This window comes from Marinomonas posidonica (genome assembly GCF_043643765.1).
Lineage (GTDB): Bacteria > Pseudomonadota > Gammaproteobacteria > Pseudomonadales > Marinomonadaceae > Marinomonas > Marinomonas posidonica_A.
The window spans coordinates 50,925-71,595 of sequence record NZ_JBHZSP010000014.1 but is presented as its reverse complement, the minus strand read 5'-3'; the positions used below and the strand labels follow the sequence as shown (position 1 = coordinate 71,595).

General features: G+C 45.2%; 18 protein-coding genes. 10 read left to right on the top strand and 8 right to left on the bottom strand.

Annotated elements, in window-relative coordinates; all coding sequences use genetic code 11:
* Positions 1-45: 45 nt before the first annotated feature.
* Positions 46-1,716 (bottom strand): DNA repair protein RecN, encoded by a 1,671-nt coding sequence (gene recN / locus ACHUFM_RS15665; protein WP_394183343.1) that lies wholly within the window; start codon positions 1,714-1,716, stop codon positions 46-48.
* A 184-nt stretch (positions 1,717-1,900) separates the two neighbouring features.
* Between recN and grpE the strand changes: the two genes are divergently transcribed.
* From grpE to dnaJ, 3 genes are all read left to right on the top strand, one after another.
* Entirely contained in the window at positions 1,901-2,479 is a 579-nt protein-coding gene (gene grpE / locus ACHUFM_RS15660; RefSeq protein WP_394183341.1) for a nucleotide exchange factor GrpE, read from the top strand.
* A 102-nt stretch (positions 2,480-2,581) separates the two neighbouring features.
* Entirely contained in the window at positions 2,582-4,501 is a 1,920-nt protein-coding gene (gene dnaK, locus ACHUFM_RS15655; RefSeq protein ID WP_394183339.1) for a molecular chaperone DnaK, read from the top strand.
* A 141-nt stretch (positions 4,502-4,642) separates the two neighbouring features.
* Positions 4,643-5,767: a molecular chaperone DnaJ gene (gene dnaJ / locus ACHUFM_RS15650; RefSeq protein ID WP_394183337.1), complete on the top strand. Its 1,125-nt coding sequence runs from the start codon at positions 4,643-4,645 to the stop codon at positions 5,765-5,767.
* Positions 5,768-5,801: 34 nt separating this feature from the next.
* Here the strand turns inward: dnaJ and ACHUFM_RS15645 are convergent, their stop codons facing one another.
* Positions 5,802-6,413 carry a uridine kinase family protein gene (locus ACHUFM_RS15645; protein WP_394183335.1) on the bottom strand — a complete coding sequence of 204 codons (612 nt, stop codon included), beginning with the start codon at positions 6,411-6,413 and terminating at the stop codon, positions 5,802-5,804.
* A gap of 129 nt (positions 6,414-6,542) precedes the next feature.
* On the opposite strand from ACHUFM_RS15645, the gene ACHUFM_RS15640 reads away from it, so the two are divergent.
* The 4 genes from ACHUFM_RS15640 (at position 6,543) to gcvA (ending at position 10,413) form a co-directional block, all read left to right on the top strand.
* Positions 6,543-7,091, top strand: coding sequence for a uridine kinase (locus tag ACHUFM_RS15640; RefSeq protein ID WP_394183334.1), 549 nt, complete (start codon positions 6,543-6,545; stop codon positions 7,089-7,091).
* 25 nt (positions 7,092-7,116) lie between these two features.
* Positions 7,117-7,446: a DUF3392 domain-containing protein gene (locus tag ACHUFM_RS15635; RefSeq protein WP_394183332.1), complete on the top strand. Its 330-nt coding sequence runs from the start codon at positions 7,117-7,119 to the stop codon at positions 7,444-7,446.
* A 260-nt stretch (positions 7,447-7,706) separates the two neighbouring features.
* Positions 7,707-9,080, top strand: a complete 1,374-nt coding sequence (locus ACHUFM_RS15630; protein ID WP_394183331.1) for a glyceraldehyde-3-phosphate dehydrogenase — start codon at positions 7,707-7,709, stop codon at positions 9,078-9,080.
* Between the two features lie 385 nt (positions 9,081-9,465).
* Positions 9,466-10,413 (top strand): transcriptional regulator GcvA, encoded by a 948-nt coding sequence (gcvA, locus tag ACHUFM_RS15625; RefSeq protein ID WP_394183330.1) that lies wholly within the window; start codon positions 9,466-9,468, stop codon positions 10,411-10,413.
* Here gcvA and ACHUFM_RS15620 read toward each other — a convergent pair.
* The 3 genes from ACHUFM_RS15620 to ACHUFM_RS15610 all read right to left on the bottom strand — a co-directional run bounded on the left by ACHUFM_RS15620 (position 10,403) and on the right by ACHUFM_RS15610 (position 13,714).
* Complete coding sequence (locus ACHUFM_RS15620) at positions 10,403-11,173, bottom strand: TSUP family transporter (protein ID WP_394183328.1); 771 nt, start codon at positions 11,171-11,173, stop codon at positions 10,403-10,405. The two genes, gcvA and ACHUFM_RS15620, sit on opposite strands and share 11 nt — an antisense overlap.
* 113 nt (positions 11,174-11,286) lie before the next feature.
* Positions 11,287-12,771: a glycerol-3-phosphate dehydrogenase gene (gene glpD, locus ACHUFM_RS15615; protein WP_394183327.1), complete on the bottom strand. Its 1,485-nt coding sequence runs from the start codon at positions 12,769-12,771 to the stop codon at positions 11,287-11,289.
* A gap of 169 nt (positions 12,772-12,940) precedes the next feature.
* Positions 12,941-13,714, bottom strand: a complete 774-nt coding sequence (locus tag ACHUFM_RS15610) for a DeoR/GlpR family transcriptional regulator (RefSeq protein WP_113872763.1) — start codon at positions 13,712-13,714, stop codon at positions 12,941-12,943.
* A 154-nt stretch (positions 13,715-13,868) separates the two neighbouring features.
* On the opposite strand from ACHUFM_RS15610, the gene glpK reads away from it, so the two are divergent.
* Together glpK and ACHUFM_RS15600 are read left to right on the top strand one after the other, a co-directional pair.
* Positions 13,869-15,353: a glycerol kinase GlpK gene (glpK, locus tag ACHUFM_RS15605; RefSeq protein WP_394183326.1), complete on the top strand. Its 1,485-nt coding sequence runs from the start codon at positions 13,869-13,871 to the stop codon at positions 15,351-15,353.
* A gap of 95 nt (positions 15,354-15,448) precedes the next feature.
* Entirely contained in the window at positions 15,449-15,745 is a 297-nt protein-coding gene (locus ACHUFM_RS15600; protein ID WP_394183324.1) for a hypothetical protein, read from the top strand.
* Between the two features lie 85 nt (positions 15,746-15,830).
* Here the strand turns inward: ACHUFM_RS15600 and ACHUFM_RS15595 are convergent, their stop codons facing one another.
* From ACHUFM_RS15595 to ACHUFM_RS15585, 3 genes are all read right to left on the bottom strand, one after another.
* Positions 15,831-16,346 (bottom strand): DUF501 domain-containing protein, encoded by a 516-nt coding sequence (locus ACHUFM_RS15595; protein ID WP_394183322.1) that lies wholly within the window; start codon positions 16,344-16,346, stop codon positions 15,831-15,833.
* Between the two features lie 23 nt (positions 16,347-16,369).
* Complete coding sequence (locus tag ACHUFM_RS15590) at positions 16,370-16,780, bottom strand: energy transducer TonB (RefSeq protein ID WP_394183321.1); 411 nt, start codon at positions 16,778-16,780, stop codon at positions 16,370-16,372.
* A 207-nt stretch (positions 16,781-16,987) separates the two neighbouring features.
* Positions 16,988-18,406: an aminotransferase-like domain-containing protein gene (locus ACHUFM_RS15585; protein WP_394183319.1), complete on the bottom strand. Its 1,419-nt coding sequence runs from the start codon at positions 18,404-18,406 to the stop codon at positions 16,988-16,990.
* 235 nt (positions 18,407-18,641) lie between these two features.
* Between ACHUFM_RS15585 and ACHUFM_RS15580 the strand changes: the two genes are divergently transcribed.
* A complete protein-coding gene (locus ACHUFM_RS15580; protein WP_394183317.1) occupies positions 18,642-20,618 on the top strand; it encodes a methyl-accepting chemotaxis protein in 1,977 nt (658 codons plus the stop codon).
* Positions 20,619-20,671: the final 53 nt, after the last annotated feature.

The following is a 20,671-nucleotide window of genomic DNA, read 5'->3' as shown; positions in this document are numbered from 1 at the left end:
TTGGTAGAAATTTACTGGCTGATGATGAGGTTCTTATTAAAAATATTACTGCAGCTGCACATTACTGAGCATTTCTCGAGCGTGAGCGAGTGTTTGTTCTGTTAACTCAAGCCCGCCAAGTAAACGAGCGATTTCTTGCGTTCGGTCTTGCTCTTTCAACACTTTGACCTCAGATGAGGTGGCTTCATTAACGACTTTTTTGCTCACCTGTAAATGTTGATGCCCTTGTGCGGCCACTTGCGCTAAGTGCGTCACGCTGAACACTTGGCCGCGTTGACCAACAGAACGCAACATGCGCCCAACGACTTCGGCAATGCCACCACTGATGCCGACATCGACTTCGTCAAAGACTAAAGTTGGTATGGTTGAGGTGTGGGCGGTGACCACTTGAATACCCAAACTAATCCGTGACAATTCACCGCCAGAAGCCACTTTGCGAAGCGGTTGAGCGGGTTGGCCTGGGTTGGAAGCAATCATGTATTCGATGTCTTCAAAGCCATTGGCAGTGACTTGATTGAGTGGTTGGCATTGAATATAGAAACGGGCATGAGGCATGCCTAAACCGTGAATCTGTTCTTCAACCTTTTTCGCCAATTCGTCTTTGGTGCTAATGCGTTGTTCTGTTAGGTTGGTCGCTAAAGCGGTGAGCTTTTCATAGGCTAATTCTTCTTTTTCTTTGAGTGCTTCTAGGCTTTCTTCTCCGCCTTGCAGTTTAGACAATTCTCCTTCAACCGATTCTCGTAATGAGATGAGGGTTTCGGGTAAGCATTTATGGCGGCGTGCTGTGTCATAAATATCAGATAAGCGATTTTCGACACTGGTTAAGCGCTCAGGGTCTTGTTCAAGAGTGTCTTGGTAATGACGGAGACTGTCCGTCGCTTCTTGTGCTTGAATGAGTGCAGCGTTCATCATTTCTAGTGCACTTTCCAACTCCTGTGTCGGAGGGGTAATTTGACTGGCACTGTGAATGGCTTGGTTGAGTAAAGAGCAGATGCTGCCTTCTTCGTTGTCTGCGAGTAAATTGCTGGCTTGGTAGGCTTTGACCTGAGAGTCCGCAATGTTGGAAAGAAACGTTTGCTCTTGCTCCAAGGACTCAATTTCCCCTTCTTTTAGATCAAGCTGTTCGAGTTCTTGTGCTTGATACGACAATAACTGAATCTTCGCGTCTTGCTCGGCTGACTGATTCTGTTTGGCGAACAGTTCGTCTTTTAATTGACGCCATACTTGGTATTGCAGTTGAACTTGCTTGCTTAGTTCAGTGAGTTGACCATATTCGTCGAGCTGTTGGCGTTGTGCGTGTTTCTTTAGAAGCGACTGGTGTTCGTGTTGGCCATGTATGTCGACTAACTGGCCACCCACTTCTTTGAGGTCGCTCAAGGTGCAAGGGCGGCCATTTATGTAGGCTTTAGAGCGGCCTTCTTTGCTAATGACACGGCGCAGTATGCAGTGTTGCTCTTGTTCCAGATCTCTTTCCTCCAGCCATTGATGAACATGCGGGTAGTCTTGAATATCAAAGCTGGCGGAAATGTCGGCTTTTTTTTCTCCGTGGCGAACGACTCCGGCATCGGTTCTGTCTCCTAAGCACAGAGATAGGGCATCCACCATGATGGATTTGCCTGCGCCGGTTTCTCCAGAAATGACGGTCATACCTTGTTTAAACTCAAGCTCCAAGGACTCCACAATAGCAAAGTTGGATATTGCGATGCTGGTTAGCATAGTTGGCTCCACAAAGAGAAAATTTTTATATGGTTATTTATACAGTATTTGGTTGTTTTTTGACAAGTGGCAGGTGTGGAATTAATTCCTTAAATTTAATGCGGTCTTAGTGTTGAAAGGTAAAAAGCCGTCCCCATATACCCACCACAGAGAAAGAATAGTTTCTGTTATTTGGAGTTAAACAATGAGTGATCAGCAAAAAAATCCTAATCAAGAGGCGGAGCAAGATTTGAACAGTGAAGCAAAAAACGAAGCAGTGGAAGAGCTATTAGAGCCAGAAGCTGAGCTGTTAGAAGCGGAAGCTGAAAACGACGAACTTGCGAAAGCGTTGGAAGAAGTAGCCCAGTATAAAGAAGCGGCTCTTCGTGCCCAAGCGGACGCACAAAACGTTCGTCGCCGTGCGGAACAGGACGTTGAAAAAGCGCATAAGTTTGGTTTAGAGAAATTTGCCAAAGCCATCGTTAACGTCGCGGATAACCTAGAACGTGCTCTTGCTTCTGCGGCCGACACGGGGGAAGCGGATCCGGTTCGAGAAGGCGTTGAGCTTACGTTAAAAGATTTGCTTGAAACCCTAGCGCGTTTTGAAGTGAAAGCCGTTGATCCACACGGCGAACCCTTCAACCCTGAGTTGCATCAAGCGATGACGATGGTGCCAAACCCTGAGCTAGAACCAAACACTGTTATGGACGTTGTTCAGAAGGGTTATACCTTGCATGGTCGTCTGTTGAGACCTGCAATGGTCGTGGTTTCAAGCGCCGCATAATGTGACCGTCATTTTTTTGACACTGGACGCTTGAAAAGTGTTTAAGCGTACCCAAATACAGAAGTAACCTTGTTATAAACGAATTTATTGGAGAGACAAACGATGGGTAAAATCATTGGTATCGACTTAGGGACAACAAACTCTTGTGTTGCTGTTCTTGATGGTGAAAAAGCGCGTGTAATTGAAAATGCGGAAGGCGATCGTACAACACCTTCGATTGTGGCCTTTGCTGAAGACGGTGAAGTATTAGTGGGTCAATCTGCAAAACGTCAAGCAGTGACGAACCCAACCAACACTTTGTTTGCGGTAAAGCGTTTGATCGGTCGTCGTTTCCAAGATGATGTAGTACAAAAAGACATCTCTATGGTGCCGTACAAGATTATTTCTGCAGAAAATGGTGATGCTTGGGTCGAAGTCAAAGGTGAAAAGAAAGCACCACCTCAAGTATCTGCAGAAGTCTTGAAGAAAATGAAAAAGACAGCAGAAGATTACCTAGGTGAAAGCGTTACAGAAGCGGTTATTACTGTACCGGCTTACTTCAACGATTCTCAACGCCAAGCAACAAAAGACGCGGGTAAAATCGCTGGTCTAGATGTTAAACGTATTATCAACGAGCCAACAGCGGCGGCGTTGGCATACGGCCTAGATAAGAACTCAGGCGATTCTACGATCGCGGTTTATGACCTTGGTGGTGGTACATTCGATATCTCTATCATCGAGATTGCGGATGTTGATGGTGAGAAACAGTTCGAAGTATTGTCGACGAATGGTGACACTTTCCTAGGTGGTGAAGATTTCGACATGCGTGTGATCGAATTCTTGGCGGCTGAGTTTAAGAAAGACACTGGTATCGATCTACACAACGATCCATTAGCACTACAGCGTCTAAAAGAAGCGGGTGAGAAAGCCAAAGTTGAGTTGTCTTCTTCTTCTCAAACAGAAGTGAACTTGCCATACATTACAGCGGATGCGACGGGTCCTAAACACTTGAACGTGAAATTGACGCGTTCTAAGTTAGAAGCCTTGGTTGAAGAGTTGGTGATTAAGTCTCTAGAGCCTTGCCGTCAAGCATTGAAAGATGCAGATCTATCGGCTTCTGATATCGACGAAGTTATCTTGGTTGGTGGTCAGACTCGTATGCCTTTGGTTCAATCTAAAGTGACTGAATTCTTCGGCAAAGAGCCTCGTAAAGATGTGAACCCAGACGAAGCGGTTGCGATTGGTGCGTCTATTCAAGGTGCGGTATTGGCTGGTGACGTAAAAGACGTTCTTCTTCTAGACGTGACGCCTTTGTCTCTAGGTATCGAGACAATGGGTGGTGTGATGACGACCTTGATTGAGAAGAACACCACGATTCCGACTAAGAAATCACAAACTTTCTCGACAGCGGAAGACAACCAGAATGCAGTAACTATCCACGCTTTGCAGGGTGAGCGTAAGCAAGCGGCACAGAACAAATCACTCGGTCGTTTCGACTTGGCAGATATTCCGCCAGCACCACGTGGTGTGCCACAAATCGAAGTAAGTTTCGACATCGATGCGAACGGTATCTTGAGTGTGTCTGCGAAAGACAAAGCAACGGGTAAAGAGCAGTCTATCGTGATCAAGGCATCTTCTGGCTTAAGCGATGAAGAAGTCGAGAAAATGGTACAGGACGCGGAAGCGAACGCGGAAGAAGATCGTAAGTTTGAAGAGCTTGTACAAGTTCGCAACACAGCTGACGGCATGATCCACGCGACTCGTAAGACACTTGCAGACGCAGGTGATAAAGCGACTGAAGAAGAGAAAACGGCAATCGAAACAGCAATCTCTGAATTGGAAGAGGCGCTAACGTCTAACGATAAAGAGAAGATCGAAGAGAAAACCAATGCCTTGACGCAAGCGTCTGGTTCATTGGCTCAGAAGATGTACGCTGATGCAGAAGCCGCTGCCGGTGCTGCGGAAGGTGCTGAACAAGCACAACCTCAGCAAGACGATGCAGTTGATGCGGAATTTGAAGAAGTAAAAGACGATAAAAAATAATCGTCGATTCTGATGAAACCGCCTCATTGCGAGGCAAGCGATGGCGGGCACGGTTTACAACCGTGCCTTGCTGTTTAAGCCGCAGCGCTTGTTACGGCTTAAATGAGACATGCAGACTTTTACGATTCAGGAATACCTGCGATGAGCAAAAGAGACTATTACGACGTTCTTGGGGTAGCCAAAGGCGCGGATAAGAAAGAGATCAAAAAAGCTTATCGCTCTTTAGCGAATAAGTATCACCCAGACAAGAACCCAGATAACCCAGAAGCGCTTGATAAATTTAAGGAGCTGGCGGAAGCCTACGAGGTATTGTCTTCTGAAGAGAAGCGCTCGGCTTATGACCGCTTTGGTCATGAAGGTGTAAATGGTCAAGCTGGTGGCTTTGGCGGTGCTGGAGCGGGTGGTTTTAGTGACATCTTTGGTGATGTTTTTGGTGATATTTTTGGCGGCGGTGGCGGTGGTCAAAGTCGTACCCGTCGTGGCTCCGATCTACGCTACACCCTAGAGCTTGATTTAGAACAAGCTGTTTGGGGCTGTGAAGAAAAGATCCGCATTCCTACTTTAGTAGAGTGTGAGACGTGTGACGGTTCTGGTGCCAAGAAAGGGTCTACTCCTAAAACCTGTGGAACCTGTGGCGGTGCTGGTCAAGTACGTATGTCTCAGGGATTCTTCTCTGTACAGCAAACGTGTCCAGAGTGTCACGGTCAAGGTCAGGTTATTTCTGATCCTTGTTCAGATTGTCACGGCCAAGGCCGTAAGCAAGAATACAAAACACTAAACGTGAAAATCCCTGCTGGTGTGGACACGGGCGATCGTATTCGTCTTTCTGGTGAGGGCGAAGCGGGAACACATGGTGGTCCAGCGGGCGACTTGTTTGTTCAAGTGTCTGTGAAACCGCACAGCATCTTTGAACGTGATGGTGCGAATCTGTACTGTGAAGTGCCGATCAGTTTCACAACGGCCGCTTTGGGTGGCGAAATCGATGTACCGACATTAGATGGTCGTGTGCGTTTGAAAGTCACGGCAGAGTGTCAAACGGGTAAATTATTCCGTCTGCGTAACAAAGGTGTGAAACCGGTACGTGGTGGCCCAGTGGGTGACTTGATCTGTAAGGTTGTGGTGGAAACGCCAGTGAATCTAACGGCTCGCCAAAAAGAGTTATTGACGGAATTGTCTGAAACCATGGGCGAAGGTACGAATCACTCTCCAAAGCAAAAGAGTTGGTTTGATGGGGTGAAGCGTTTCTTTGATGATATTAAGAAGTAAGAGTTTCCCTCGTATTCTATGAAAGAAAAAGGCGCTATTTAGCGCCTTTTTCTTTGAGTAAGAAGTCAATGTGGCTGCGTAATAAATTGGCTGCATTGGTGAAGCTTTTATTATTGGGGATAATAAAGTCCGCTTTGTCGCGAATACCGATTGTTTTGATGGAGGCTTGACGAACATGACGCATGTAGCGGCTGGTGACTTCGTTTACATCTCGGCCTCGCTCAGCGATGTCTCGTTTTAAGCGACGTACGATGGCGATGTCCATATCCGTATCAACAAACAATAGATAATCCACAGCATCGCGAATGCCAGGATCTTGAAACATCATGTGGCCTTCAACTAGGACTATGTGAGTTGGCTCTAAATTACGATAGCCAATGCGTTTGTGTTGAGAGTGATCGTAGACTGGGATCTCATTTGGTTGCTGACGATTCTTACAGTTGTGAATCGCCAAGGTTAGGCTCTCTAGATCCAATGAATTTAAGTCGTCAAAGTTATAGACATCCGGGTCTATGCTGCCGCAGCCATTATAAAAGCTGTCTTGGCAAAGAACAGTGATCTTTGAATCTTGTCCTTCTGCTAGCAGGGAGCAAAGTCGACTTTTTCCACTGCCAGATACCCCAGTGATGCCAATAACGAGTGCCATGTATTACCTCAAATAAAATAAACTGTCTGTGCTCCTTGAGTTGTTGGAGCGATTCGTGTTGTATTATATATCAGGTTTGCTCGTTTTTGACGGCAAAAGTGGAATATCGATGTATGTAGGGATAGATTCATGCCTAGGGTGATTACTTCTTGTATCCTCGCCTTATTTGTTTTGGTGTCACAGCAATTATGGGCGAATACTCAGGCTAGCACCGCACGAGTATCTGGCCAGTCAGAATTGTTTGGTTTGCCCTTTAATAATCTGAAATTGTCAGATTTGGGTGAACAACTAAAATCCATGGGGGTAGAAAGTTATCCCTCATATCAAGATGGCATGCAAAGTTACAGCCTTGGTCCTGAGGGGATTCTAGGTGTGACCGATTTAACCATACAGAGTAACGAGTCTGGGTATTTAGTGCAGGCGTTACTTTCTGGCGTGGTGAAAAGCAGCCGTCAGCGCCGTGCTTTAGGCGATTTATTGCTGAAGAAGTACGGTACGCCAAGTTCTGGGCGTCTGGATAATGGTCTTGGTGACGTGGAATGGCGACTCAAGGACTATACAAAGATTCATTTAAACAATACCAGTGTCGATGTATCGGTCATGTATGTGGATGAGCGTCCTAAAGTCATTCAGAGCTCAGGGCGAATTGATGTAGAATCCCTGTCTCGTAATAATTAGTCTTGACCTAGCAGTAAATCAATCTATGTTTATTCTCGACCTCAATCTGCGCTTAGCGCACTTCTTGCAACCGCACTTACAGGATGTTGCTTTGGCATTGGTTGCCACCTGTTTGGTGATTTATGGTGATCGTATTAATGGTTACCTTAAACGCTTGGTGTCTTCGTGGATTTTTATCGCGCGCATTGCCGCCTTTATTCTTATGTGTACCTTTGGTTATGGTTTGCTGACGTTGTGGACTCAGCCCTTGGTGTATTGGGGGATCACGCAAGTGGATTTAATGTATCGCCCTGTATTGGTACTGGCGTGTTTTTGTTTGTTGGGTATTTTGGCGGAAAGAAAACGTCATTTGTAAAAATAATTGATGAAATTTCCTGTCTATTTTCGTTGCTAATTTACAACATAATGAGTTGGATTTGTTAATTTTTCGCTTCAATGCTTTGCTTCTGTAGTAAAGTTTCTAACTCTTCTTTTATATTTCGTTATTTCTATAAAATAATCCCCTAAATTACGGATTTTAAAGACTTTTCGTAGTCTTCTTACAATTTGTTTTTGCTCAAAACTGGCGGTAGACTGCGCCCATATTGATACGACAGCGTCATTTGGGAGCACAACATGACAAGCACTTGGTTACAATCTCTCTCGCAAGTAGAATCCATGATTCCACTTCTTGGTAAACTTGGCCGTGAAAAATCCATTAAAGTTCAGCTAGCAGGTAACACTCTGATGGCGGATTCTGTAACAGGATTAATGGCAATTTTTGATCAACATTCTGAGTTAGATCTAGTGCAAGTCTATAGTGTGTTAGAAGAATTGTATGCCAGCGAACTGCTTCAAACGAGTGTGGAACTAGAGGACTTGTTAGCGCAAGCTGATTTAACCTCTATGTTAGCCGCTCAGCCTTCTGATGGTACTGAAGTGCCTGTCGTGCTATATGGCTTTGGTCGTATTGGTCGTTTGCTTGCACGTCGCATGTGTGCGCTTGGGCATACGACACCAGGCATGAAGTTGGCTGCGATCGTGGTGCGAAATGCTGGACCAAATGATTTAGCGAAACGCGCTAGTTTGCTTAAATACGATTCAGTTCATGGTGCTTATGACGGTATTGTAAAGGCGGATGAAGCGAATCAAGTGTTAATGATTAATGGCAATGCGGTTAAAATCATTTACGCATCGGATCCGGCAGAAGTTGATTACACGGCTTACAACATTGAAAAAGCCTTGTTGGTTGATAATACGGGCCGCTGGCGCGATCACGATGGTTTAAGTGTGCATTTGAATCGCCCTGGCATTGAGCGTGTTGTGCTTACCGCGCCTGGCAAATCAATGAAGAATGTTGTGTTTGGTGTGAATGACTCTGATCTCACGGAAGAAGATAAGATTGTCTCTGCAGCATCCTGTACGACCAATGCCATCACGCCTATTTTGTCCGTGTTAGAAGACAAGTTTGGTATTGAGTCTGGTCACGTTGAAACGGTTCATGCTTACACCAATGATCAGAATTTGATTGATAACATTCATAAAGGTGATCGTCGTGGCCGCGCAGCCGGTATGAACATGGTGATGACTGAAACGGGTGCTGCTAAAGCAGTATCAAAAGCCATTCCGTCACTAGAAGGTAAATTGAGTGGCAGTGCGATTCGTGTTCCTGTCATTAATGTGTCTATTGCTGTATTGAGCTTGAATCTTAAAGCGGGCACGTCAGTAGACGAAATTAATGCCTTGTTAAAAGCCGCTTCTAACAGCGCTGAATTAGCCGGTCAAATTGGCTTCAGTGAAGAAGCCGATGCTGTGAGTTCTGATTTCATTGGCTCTCAACAAGCAGGTATTTTGGATTCTTTGTCTACTAAGGTGCGCGGCAACCAAGCGACCTTGTATGTCTGGTACGACAATGAGTACGGCTACAGCTGCCAAGTGGTTCGCTTGATGGAAAAGTTGGCGTTGGGTCAGTTCTCTAAAGCGCTGCTATTGGAAGACAAGGCGGCATAATGAGTCATTAACTGACCATTAGATATTCAGGAAGCGATGGTGAATGCCATCGCTTTTTTTGTTTTTGTCGGTTGTGATCAGCATAAAAAAAGCCGGACATAGGTCCGGCTTAAATAAAAGTAACTAGCAGCTTGAATAGCATCATCCTGTGGGAATGGTGATATTCGCCTAAGACACGACTGTGGGGGCATGCCTTAGGATTCATACAGTTAGGGCTGTATTAACACTCTTTAGATTGCTGTAAGAATCCAAAGATATGATGCTTATTCTAGTGAAATTAGATTAACTGACAAACGATATAAATTGAGTTTTAGCATTAGCAAGACTAATGCTAAACTCTTCGTTGTATTGTTTGTTTCGTGTTTCTTTTTAAGGGTAAGCAAATATGAAATCTATTCCGCTCACAGGGCTGAATACCTTCTCGATTGCGGCACGTCACTTGAGTTTTACTAAGGCGGCAGAGGAACTGCACCTTACTCAAGGTGCGGTGAGTCAGCAAATTCGTCAGTTGGAAGAGCGTTTGAAATTCCGTCTCTTTACTCGTCATCATAGGCGCTTGGAGCTGACGGTTGCTGGTGCCAGACTGGCTGTTCAGTTGAATCATAGTTTTAATGAAATCAGTGGTTTGATCAGTGAGTTGCAGGAAGAAGAAAGCTCAAACATTCTGTCTGTTTCGGTGATGCCCTCTTTTGCGACGAAATGGTTGATCCCTCGTCTGGGCAGCTTGCAAGAAACTTATCCAGATCTGCAGCTGCGCATCCAGGCCAACGATAGAGAGGTGAGCTTTCAGCGTGATCGTATTGACGTTGCCATTGTTCACAGTCATGTACACAATGCCAAAAGCCACTTGGTGCCCCTGATGAAGGACAAGGTGTTTCCAGTATGCAGTCCAGCCTTTCTCAAGCAGCGTGGCTTAACCCATGCCAATCAATTAGCCGATGTGCCCTTACTTAATGATGATTCTGAATGGCGTTTTTCAAGTCCTTATGCTGAGTGGGAGCGTTGGTTACAGCTAGCCAATGCAAAAGGTGTTAAGCCATCTCGAGGTATCAGTTTTAACCGTGGCGATTTGGCCGTGCAGGCAGCGATTGCGGGACAAGGTGTGGCGCTAGGCAGAACGCCATTGGTGATGGACGATATTCAGCATGGTCGTCTAGTGAAACCATTTGATGATATTTTAGATGAAAATCATGCCTATGTGTTTGCTTGTCCGGAAGCGCAATATCAAAGGGAGCCTGTTCAGCAGTTGCTAAAATGGCTGGTGGCGGAATGTTATCGATATTCACCAGACGATGCGTTAACGAAACCGGAAGCGTTAAAGATTACTGGTTGATAAGCAGTTTCACTGAAATGGCTAAACACATAATAATGACCATAGGACGGATTAACTTAGTCCCTTTTGTAATGACGAGACGTGAGCCAATTTGGGCGCCTAGCCATTGTCCCACACCCATCACTATGCCCAATGTCCAGATGATATGACCACTGAAGGTAAACACCAGTAAGGAGGACGCGTTGCTGGTGGCGTTTAGGATTTTGGTGTGGGCGGTTGCTGACACTAGGGTTAATCCCATTAGGCAAAGATAAGCCGTAGAGAAAAAAGCGCCGGTACCTGGACCAATTAAACCGTCGTAAAAGCCAATGCTGGTACCAATGATGACAGCAAATTGCAGATGACTTAGGGAAAATTTGCTGGCTAGATAAGGCTGAACTTTGGGTAAGAAGAAAAAGAAAATCGCGACGGCGATCAAAATAATGGGTACGGCTTTGAGCAGTAAACTGCTGTCGAGATAAGACACCAATAAGGTGCCCAATATCGCGCCAATGGCCGTCATTATTATGGCGGGTAGCATTTGTTTTAGATCTACCTGACCTTTTTTAATAAAGTGGTAAGAGGCGGACAAAGTGCCTGCGCAGCCCTGTAATTTATTAGTGGCGAGGGCTTGTGCAGGAGAAAGACCTGCGGCCAGTAATACAGGAACAGTAATCAAACCACCACCGCCTGCGATGGCGTCAATGGCGCCAGCAACAAACGCCGTAGCGAATAAGGCCGTATAGATCCAAATTGGTAAATCGAACAGCGTGAGATCCATATGGCTAGCTTCCATTGTTGGCGTCAAAGAGTGTTTAGGAGGTCGTTAGTAAAGCAAAAAAAGCCCGCCTAGACAATCGACTAGGCGGGCAAACGTACAGAAGAGCTGGCTGGTTAAAGCCGAGATTGAACGTACTCTTCTAGAGTAGTGACCTGGTCATCTGTGAACTCCAAACCGAGTTTGGTTCGGCGCCATAGAATGTCTTCCGCGCTGCGAGCCCATTCTTGCTCGATCAGATAATCGACTTCTGCTTGATATAACTCGTTACCGAAATCTTTTCCTAACGCTGCCACAGAATCCAAATTACCTAAGATTAATTGAGTACGGCTGCCGTAACTGTTGGCAAAGCGTTGTGCTAAATGCGCGCCAATGAAAGGGAAGTCTTGTTGAAGTTTCATGGCGTAAGCGTCCAGTGACATACCCAATTCACCACCTGGAAGTGGCTTGCTGTGTGTCCATTCCTCTCCCATTTGCTGATAGAAGGGCGCCAGTTTTTTCATGGCGGATAACGCCAGCTTACGATAGGTGGTGATCTTGCCGCCAAAGATACTCAGTAGAGGGGCTCCTAAATCATCATCAAGGTGTAAGGTGTAATCACGTGTCACGGCAGAAGGATCAGAAGATTCATCTTCTAAAAGCGGACGCACACCTGAGTAGCTCCACACCACATCTTTCGGTGTTAGGCTTTGTTTGAAATGATCGTTAGCCACTTGCAAGATATAATTGGTTTCGTCTTCCGAGATGGCGACTTTATTCGGATCACCCTTGTATTCCACATCGGTTGTGCCAAGCAATGTGTAGTCGTCACGATAAGGAATAGCAAACACAATCCGTTTGTCTGTGTTTTGCATAATAAAGGCATTGGAATGCTGATAAAGCTTAGGCACGACAATGTGGCTGCCTTTGATCATGCGAATGCCGTAAGGCGCTTTTCGTTCCACCTTGGTTTCAATAAAAGAAGATACCCAAGGACCAGCGGCATTGACTAAACCATTTGCAGTGACTTCAGTGGTTTCATGTGTGGTTTCATCGGTCAAAATAATGTGCCATTTGCCGTCCACTCTCTTCGCTGAAGAGCAACGTGTTCGAGCAAAAATAGACGCGCCATGTTGTTGTGCACTGAGCGCATTGGTCACCACCAATCGAGCATCATCTACCCAGCAATCTGAGTATTCAAACCCTTGTGTAATGTCGTTTTTCAGTGGGCTATCCGTGCCGTATTTGACGCGTTTTGAACCTGGCAAGGTTTCACGCTTGCCCAATGTGTCATAAAGAAACATGCCAATGCGTATTAGCCAAGCTGGACGTAAGTGAGGACGGTGAGGCATTTGGAAGCGCATCGGGGTAACTAGATGAGGGGCGACTTTTAGTAATACTTCACGTTCGTTCAGGGCTTCTTTTACCAGACGGAACTCATAATGTTCTAGGTAGCGCAATCCACCATGAATCAGCTTACTGCTTGATGATGACGTGGCGTGGGCCAGGTCGCCCATTTCACATAGGCCGACGGATAAGCCTCGTCCAGCAGCGTCTGCCGCAATGCCAGTACCGTTAATGCCACCGCCTACTACGAAGAGATCAAAATGTGTTTGAGTCATGCTTAGCCTCATAATCGAAAATAGATCATGTTCGAAAACGAACATTTAGTTTCGATACTAAACCTAGGCAGAGGGAATAGCAAGCCTGATAATGTGAAGATTTAGTGACCATTCAAAGCATGGTCACTCATAAAACCAGTGATTCAAAAAGAGTGAAGGGGGAGCGAAATTAGTGTTTTGGCTTACAAAGTTCGAGTTGAACCTTATGTTCTTTCATGAGTTTACTAATGGCTTTCGGTGGTTGCTCATCGGTAAAGAGGCGATCTACTTGAGTGATATTGCCTAATCTCACTACCGCATTACGACCAAACTTTTCGCTGTCAGCGGCTAAGAAGACGTTTCTTGAATTGGAAATGATACTTTGTGCTACTCGTACTTCTTGATAGTCATAGTCGAGTAGTGAGCCATCATGTGGATCAATCCCACTGATGCCGACTATGCCAAAGTCAACGCGAAATTGATTGATGAAATCGATGGTTGCTTCACCCATAACGCCACCATCGCGGGAACGGACAGTACCGCCAGCAATGATGACATTGAAGTCTTCTTTGCCACTGAGAATGGTGGCAACATTAAGGTTATTGGTAATCACCTGTAGGCCGTGATGGTTGAGAAGCGCTCGGGCGACTGTCTCCGTCGTGGTGCCTATGTTGATAAACAAGGAAGCATTATTTGGGATTTCAGCAGCAATGCGTTTGGCGATTTGTTCTTTTGCGCCCAGTTGTAAAATTTGTCGTGTGGCATAAGCGACGTTGGTGGTACTGGAATCGTAACTGGCGCCACCGTGGTGACGACGTACTTGACCTGCTTTTGCCAGTTCGTTGATGTCACGTCGAATGGTCTGTGGTGTGACGGAAAATTGCGTGGCCAGTTCATCAATGGATGCGTAGCCTTTGTCTTTTACTAACGCGACGATCTTGTCTTGGCGAGAAAGCTGCCCCATACCGTTTTCTTCTCCTCTTACAGGTTACTCTTGCTAAAGGAGTCCCCATTGGTTTTTAATATAGAATATTCGAATTTGAATATTCATGTTCAAAAAACAAAACAACAATTAAGTCGCTTATCGAAAGTGACCGATATCTCAAAGAGAATCTGCCATGACCCATTATATTCTTGCAATCGACCAAGGTACTACCAGTTCACGCGCTATTGTATTTGATGAAAAAGCCAATCGCATTGGTCAGTCTCAGCAAGAATTTCCGCAGATCTTTCCCAATGATGGTTGGGTAGAGCATGATCCAGAGGACATTTGGTCTTCAACCTTGGCGGTCTGTCAATCTGTGCTTAAGGATACAGGCATCGCTGCACAAGAGATAGCCAGTGTTGGTATCACCAATCAAAGGGAAACCACCATTCTTTGGGACATAGCGACAGGCAAGCCGGTTTACAATGCCATTGTTTGGCAGGATCGACGCACCAGTGTTTATTGCCAGTCCTTGGTCGAGCAAGGTTGGGCGAGCAAGGTTCAAGAAAAAACAGGGTTGTTGATTGATCCCTATTTTTCCGCCACCAAAATACGTTGGGTATTGGAAAATGTAGAAGGAGCGAAACAAAAAGCTAAGGCTGGCCAATTAGCCTTTGGCACGGTCGACAGTTATTTGCTTTGGCATCTAACAAAAGGTCAATCCCATAAGACGGATGCAACCAATGCAGCTCGGACAATGGCGTTCAATATTCATCAGCAAGCATGGGATCAAGAGCTGATTGAATTATTTGGTATTGCGGACGTGATTTTTCCAGAAGTGATGGATTGCAGTGCCGATTTTGGTGACATAGATCCTCAATGGTTGGGCGCCAGCATTCCAGTGAATGGTATCGCTGGGGATCAACAGGCAGCGCTAGTGGGTCAGGCGTGTTTTACCCCAGGTATGGTGAAAAGCACCTATGGGACAGGCTGCTTTATGATTCTCAATACGGGGGATAAGGCACTCAAATCTGAGCATAAGCTACTGACGACAGTCGGCTATCGTCTTAACGGCAAAGTAACGTACGCATTAGAGGGCAGTATTTTTGTCGCTGGTGCGGCGATCCAGTGGTTACGAGATGGTCTAAAACTGTTCAGTGATGCCAAAGAAACGCAAAGCTTGGCGCAAAAAGCGTTGAATGACGATTCGGTTTATCTGGTCCCCGCCTTTACCGGTTTGGGTGCACCTTACTGGGACCCTGATGCCCGTGGTGCCATGATAGGTTTAACGCGTGATACCAGTGTTGAGGATATTGTCAGTGCGGGGTTGCGTTCAGTGTGTTATCAAACACGGGATCTGGTGGATGCGATGGCGCAAGACGGAGCCAACTTTCGTTCCCTGAGAGTGGATGGCGGTATGGTGGTCAACGACATTATGGTGCAGTTTTTAAGCGATCTGTTAGATGTCACGGTAGAACGCCCTTGCGTCACGGAAACTACCGCGTTGGGTGTGGCGTTTTTAGCAGGTATGAAAGTGGGGATTTATTCATCTTTAGAGGGCATCAGTCAATTATGGGAAGCGGATAAAACTTTCCAGCCTGAAATGGATAAGGCATCAGGCGATGCCTTATATAAGGGCTGGCAAAAGGCAGTGAACCGAGTTCGTACAAACACTTAATGTGTGTTTACGTTTTTCTACAAGTGTGCCCTTGTGCCTTGTCATAATTATGGCTAACTTAAAGATATTATAAGTTTTAGAAAAGGTTTTTTGCGATGTCAAAACAGTTTGCCGAAGTGCAACAAGATGATTTTATGAAGTTCGGTGGCGAACGTCCTAGCTATTTACAAATAGAAGATGCCTTAATGGCGCTGGGCGGGCATGGCGTTGCTGGAAATAATTTTAAAAATGAAATGGTTAAGTTAGCGGGTTGGACAGGTGGCGCATTGACTACTTATGCTCAGCGTGCGGAAGTGGCCCAAAATGCGTTTAACCGTATTCGAGCGATCTTACCCAGTGTGAAAACAGCGGATGAGCTGAAAGCCAAGCTAGAAGCGGCTGTGGCGAAGTAGACCTTCCTGCGTTACTTAGAGAGTAAAAAAATGGCGTTGCAGTTACTCTGCAAAGCCATTTTTTGTTCTACTGTCACCTTTAAACTTACTCGGCATCAGCAATTTGGCGGATGTTATATTCTTCGTCAAGAATGCGACCAATCACATTATCGCCGACTAAATGATGGGCGTAATGCATGTGTAGGCAACGTACTTGATCCCAGTTGGCAATGCCACCTATCCCCAATTTATCGAACAAAGGTTTAAAACCTTTCTCTTCAATAATGGCTTTGTGCTCGTCGCTCATGACTTGCCAACGTCGAGTCACATAGTCTTGATGAGAGGCATGATGAGCTTCTCGTAATGCCTCATCTTCTTTGATTCTTTGTTCTAGCTGTTTTACAACGCCTTGGCTTTCAATTTTCGCCAGTGCTTTATCAATGGCTTTGCTTGAAAGCCAATATAAAGTAGGGAAAGGTTGATCGAAAACCCATGTTTCCATTTCAAGCACTTGTGGTGTGCCGTTAGGAGATGAGTGAGCGATTGCGTTTATACCACTTGGCGTACGGCCAAGCTGAGCTGTGATAATGTCAATATCCGCTTGAGAAAGTGTTGCTGTCATAATGTGATTCGTATTGGCTTAGGTTAGGCGGTAAATGCGGGGAAACTGGCGGCAAATTTCTGGATCCATTCGGCCGCGGCTTCGTTATAGTTTAAGCGTCGACCTTGGCTTTTCGCTTGGCGCCGATAATGCTCGATTTGCGAAAGTTGTTCTATCATACGCACACAATAACATTCTTCTTTGGTCGGGAATTCGATCGCAATCAAATAGCCTTCGCTTTCTTTATTGCACCAAGCTATGCGCCCAGAGACACAGAAGTTTGGGTCGATTTCTTCCAATGTTATTTCTACAGAGCAGCCATCGTTATACGGGTTTACGCTCAGGTAGGTTATACCGACAAAGCCATCTCTATTCTCACAAATAGAAGGAAAAGGCTGATCTTCAATTAGGGTGATCTCTAATGGAAGGTCTCTCGGATGTGCTACAAATTCCATCACAAAAAAGCCAGCTTTTAATTCATATAGTCAAGTTATCGGCCAAAATGGCTGAGTGTTTAAAAAAGAATGCGAATTGTACGCTTTTTGCTCTGCCTGTACAGACGGATTTAAAGATGCGTTGAGCCAAATTCATAACTTCTACTTATATACAGTTTGCCTAAGTCGTTTAACTCGATGCTACCCTATTTATTTGCGGATATGAACTTAGTTTTTGCTAACTTGTTGATGACAAAGCTGTCCTAACTCTTTTAGTGCAATATCTGTGTTGTAGTCCCAATTTAGGGCGTAGTTTAGGCGGAAGTGGTGAGCGAATTGACGGTGAAGGCTAAAGGCCAACCCCGGGAGTATGCCAATATTCTTTTCAAGTGCTTGAGCGTGCAACTGCATCGTATCAATATCAGCAGGGAGGCGAACCCATAATAAAAACCCCCCTTTCGGAGTGGATGTTTGAGTGCCGTTTGGGAAATGGTTTTTAATCTGCTCCTGACAACGAATTAAATTTTCTTGATAGGTGGCTCGGGTTTTTCGTAGGTGACGATCGTATGCGCCATTTTCTAAAAAGTTAGCTATGGCGGTTTGAGTTAGGGTGGGAATAGCCAAAGATTGCACGTAGGCGAAGTGCTCGATTGGGGCTTGAAAGCGTCCACCAATAATCCAACCAATACGAAAGCCTGGGGCGATGCTTTTTGAAAAAGAGCTGGTGTAGATGACTCGATTATAGACATCGTCGGCTTTTAAAGCGCGTTCACGTTTATCTTGGTAGCTTAATTCACCATAAACATCGTCTTCAATGAGAATAAAATCATAATCGTTTGATTGCTTAATTAAACGTTGTCGTGCTTGATGGTTTAAGGTGGCACCGGTTGGGTTCTGATTATTAGGGGTCACAATACAAGCTTTAATATCTTGCTGTTGATTGGCCATTTCTAATTGGTCGAGATCAAGACCTGTTTCGGTCGAGCAGGTTATTTCAACCGCGTTTAGTTTGAGTACTTCTATGGCTTGCAACACACCATGGTAAGCTGGACTTTCTATCGCAATGGTGTCACCAGCTTTGGTGACGGCTTGCAGAGCGAGCATTAGAGCATTCTGGCAACCTAACGTGATGGTAATATCACTGGGCTGAAGCTGACAGCCGCTGTCTAACATACGAATGGCGATTTGCCTTCGTAGCGCCAGTGAGCCAGGTGTGAATTCGTAAGCAGCACAAATCTCTGGTTCTAGACGCATTAAGCGACCAACGGAACGTTGCAGTTGTCGAATCGGTAAAAAGTGGCTTTTCGGAATGGCTGCCCCGAATTGAACAATGTTTTCATCTTGGGAAACGTGCAGCAGATGGTGAAGTAAAGCATGGACGCTTTGCTCTTGTTTGACCGAGTTTAATGGTGACTCGGTCTTAAGTTTTAGGTTGTTTTCCTGAACGAAATACCCTTTTTGTGGGCGCGCTTTAATGACGCCTCTGTCCTCAAGTAAGCTGTAAGCTTGAAGTACGGTTGCGACACTGACCTCTAGTTGTTTACTGGATTTGCGAACAGACGGAATTTTAACGCCTGGCAAAAAAATACCTTCTTGGATTTGTTGCTCAATCTGGTTAGCAATCTTTTCGTAAAGAGGAAGGTCCATAATGGCTGCGCAAGGTTCTTAAATCATTGAAAGAGAGTAAATCTAACAGATCGCTAGATCGAAGGAAATGTAAGACGCGGATTAGGCATTTTTATTAAAAAGTCGCAAATGGTCATATATGGATTATTAAAGGATGTCAGTAAAGTGTTATGATTTTGATTAAATGGTCAAATTATGATGTTTTCGCCTTAGCTTGCGAATTCAAAATATACAAAGTGTGAAAAAGAGGGCGTTTATGTCGTTATCTGTGATTCAGAGGATTTTACTTGGCTTCGGGGTGTTGTTGGTTTTGTTACTCACCATTGCTGGAGCGGGTCTTGAAGGCACGAATAAAGTGGAAGATCGACTCAATGTGGTTACCGGTAAAGTGTCGAATATTATGACCAACAGCAATAAGCTAAGAGATGACCTTGCGTTGTCCAATGCGACGGTATTGCAGTATTTATTAAGTAAGTCGCCAGAGTCTCTTGAGGTGCTGTCGCAGCGATTTGTTGACTTGAAAACACAATATCAAGAAGTCTCAAGTAGCTTAGCGGATAATCTACAAGGCTCTCCTTTGATGCAAGATGCCTTGACGAAGATTGATCAAGAAGTTAATGCCTTTATGCAGTTAACGGATGTGGCCTTTTCGAATCACAAAAGAATGCTGGCGTTACAAGCCGCCATTCCAGATGAAAAACTGGATTTAAAAGACGCGATTAACTTCGCAGCGGAAGATTTGGGCTTTTTGCAAGAAGGCGGGGAGACCTCTGAAATTCAGTTTGCCGCTTCCTACATGGTCAGCCAAGCTCAAAGCTTGCAGGTGTCTGTAAATGACTATTTTGATTTGCGTGATTTGACCAGTATGCAAGGTTTACGCGATGACATGGTGAACGTGATTGGTAGTCTGAGAGATAAACAAGCCTACCTCAAAGATGACAGCATTAATGGATTGATTGACGAGGTGGAAGCCAGTGTGCAGTCGGACGATGGTGTTATCAATAAGTATTTTGAAAATACCCGTTTAACGCAAGAATCAGAACGATTGGCGAAACAGCTGTCTGATAGCATGGAAGTTGTGGATGCATCGGTTCAGCTTTTGTTGACCGAAGCCAATCAAATGGCTTCGATTGCGAAAGAAGAAGCAAGCAGTGCAGCGGATTTATCTCGCCTGGTGATTTCTGTGGTGTTTGTGGTGTCCATTGTGATTGCCATTTTAGTGGCGATATGGGTAAGCCGAAGCATTCGTTCTCCTCTGAAAGAAGTGATGCGAGTATTGGGGCTGATTTCAGAAGGTGATTTTACCCAGCGTAGTCAGGTCAAAACCAAAGACGAATTTGGTGAATTGTCTGGTTGGGTAAATGGTTTGGTTGAGCGACTGCAAAAAGTGATGGCTGAGATTGATCAATCATCCACTGAAGTCGCCGCGTCAGCGACTACTAATGTACAGATCGCAGGTGAGTCAAAACGTCTCATGAGTTCGCAAAATGAGCGCACAACAGAAGTCGCGTCGTCTATGTCTGAGATGGCATCAACGGTTGAGCAGGTGGCGAAGAGTTCTGAATTTATCTTGCATCAAATTCAATCTGTTGATCAAAGAGCGGGTCAAAATCGTACCCAGATGGACGCTAATATTGCGAAGATTGAAGATTTGTTAGCGCAAATTGAAGAATCAACCAGCGTGGTTAACCAGCTGAACGAATACTCTAAAAACATTGATAGTATTTTGGATGTGATTCAAGACATCGCTGAGCAAACGAACTTATTGGCTCTGAACGCTGCGATTGAAGCGGCACGTGCTGGCGAGCAAGGTCGAGGCTTTGCCGTGGTGGCCGATGAAGTTCGAACATTAGCGACTCGTACACACAGTTCAACAGAAGAAATTCAGAGTGTGATTGCTCAGTTGCAACAAGGTGTGAAGAAAGCTGTTGGTAGTATGGAAGAAAGCCGACAAAGTGCGACTTCCAGTGTTGGCGAAGCGCGTTCTGTTGGAACCTCCTTATCTGAGCTGCAAAATAATATGGCTGACATTCGAGATTTGAGTACGCAAATTGCCACGGCAGCTGAGCAGCAATCAGCGGTCGCGCATGAAATCAGTGATAATGTCATTGAAATTTCAAACATGTCTGAAGAAGCCGCGTCGGGCGCGGATAAGAGTGCCCGTGATAGTGAAGGCCTCGCCAGCCTAGCGTCTCGTCAAAAAGAATTGCTCAGTCAATTTAAGATAGTTTGATGGTTTTTTATCAGAGGGTTGCGTTAATATAGCGCAACCTTATTCTCTGGAGA

Bases quoted from the DNA above. Each gene is read 5' to 3' on its own strand.
- glpD (WP_394183327.1), bottom strand. From the start codon at position 12,771: ATGACTCAAACACATTTTGATCTCTTCGTAGTAGGCGGTGGCATTAAC.
- ACHUFM_RS15600 (WP_394183324.1), top strand. From the start codon at position 15,449: ATGTCAAAACAGTTTGCCGAAGTGCAACAAGATGATTTTATGAAGTTC.
- ACHUFM_RS15620 (WP_394183328.1), bottom strand. From the start codon at position 11,173: ATGGATCTCACGCTGTTCGATTTACCAATTTGGATCTATACGGCCTTA.
- ACHUFM_RS15645 (WP_394183335.1), bottom strand. From the start codon at position 6,413: ATGGCACTCGTTATTGGCATCACTGGGGTATCTGGCAGTGGAAAAAGT.
- dnaJ (WP_394183337.1), top strand. From the start codon at position 4,643: ATGAGCAAAAGAGACTATTACGACGTTCTTGGGGTAGCCAAAGGCGCG.
- ACHUFM_RS15630 (WP_394183331.1), top strand. From the start codon at position 7,707: ATGACAAGCACTTGGTTACAATCTCTCTCGCAAGTAGAATCCATGATT.
- grpE (WP_394183341.1), top strand. From the start codon at position 1,901: ATGAGTGATCAGCAAAAAAATCCTAATCAAGAGGCGGAGCAAGATTTG.
- ACHUFM_RS15580 (WP_394183317.1), top strand. From the start codon at position 18,642: ATGTCGTTATCTGTGATTCAGAGGATTTTACTTGGCTTCGGGGTGTTG.
- ACHUFM_RS15595 (WP_394183322.1), bottom strand. From the start codon at position 16,346: ATGACAGCAACACTTTCTCAAGCGGATATTGACATTATCACAGCTCAG.
- dnaK (WP_394183339.1), top strand. From the start codon at position 2,582: ATGGGTAAAATCATTGGTATCGACTTAGGGACAACAAACTCTTGTGTT.
- ACHUFM_RS15640 (WP_394183334.1), top strand. From the start codon at position 6,543: ATGCCTAGGGTGATTACTTCTTGTATCCTCGCCTTATTTGTTTTGGTG.
- gcvA (WP_394183330.1), top strand. From the start codon at position 9,466: ATGAAATCTATTCCGCTCACAGGGCTGAATACCTTCTCGATTGCGGCA.
- ACHUFM_RS15590 (WP_394183321.1), bottom strand. From the start codon at position 16,780: ATGGAATTTGTAGCACATCCGAGAGACCTTCCATTAGAGATCACCCTA.
- ACHUFM_RS15610 (WP_113872763.1), bottom strand. From the start codon at position 13,714: ATGGGGCAGCTTTCTCGCCAAGACAAGATCGTCGCGTTAGTAAAAGAC.
- ACHUFM_RS15635 (WP_394183332.1), top strand. From the start codon at position 7,117: ATGTTTATTCTCGACCTCAATCTGCGCTTAGCGCACTTCTTGCAACCG.
- glpK (WP_394183326.1), top strand. From the start codon at position 13,869: ATGACCCATTATATTCTTGCAATCGACCAAGGTACTACCAGTTCACGC.
- recN (WP_394183343.1), bottom strand. From the start codon at position 1,716: ATGCTAACCAGCATCGCAATATCCAACTTTGCTATTGTGGAGTCCTTG.
- ACHUFM_RS15585 (WP_394183319.1), bottom strand. From the start codon at position 18,406: ATGGACCTTCCTCTTTACGAAAAGATTGCTAACCAGATTGAGCAACAA.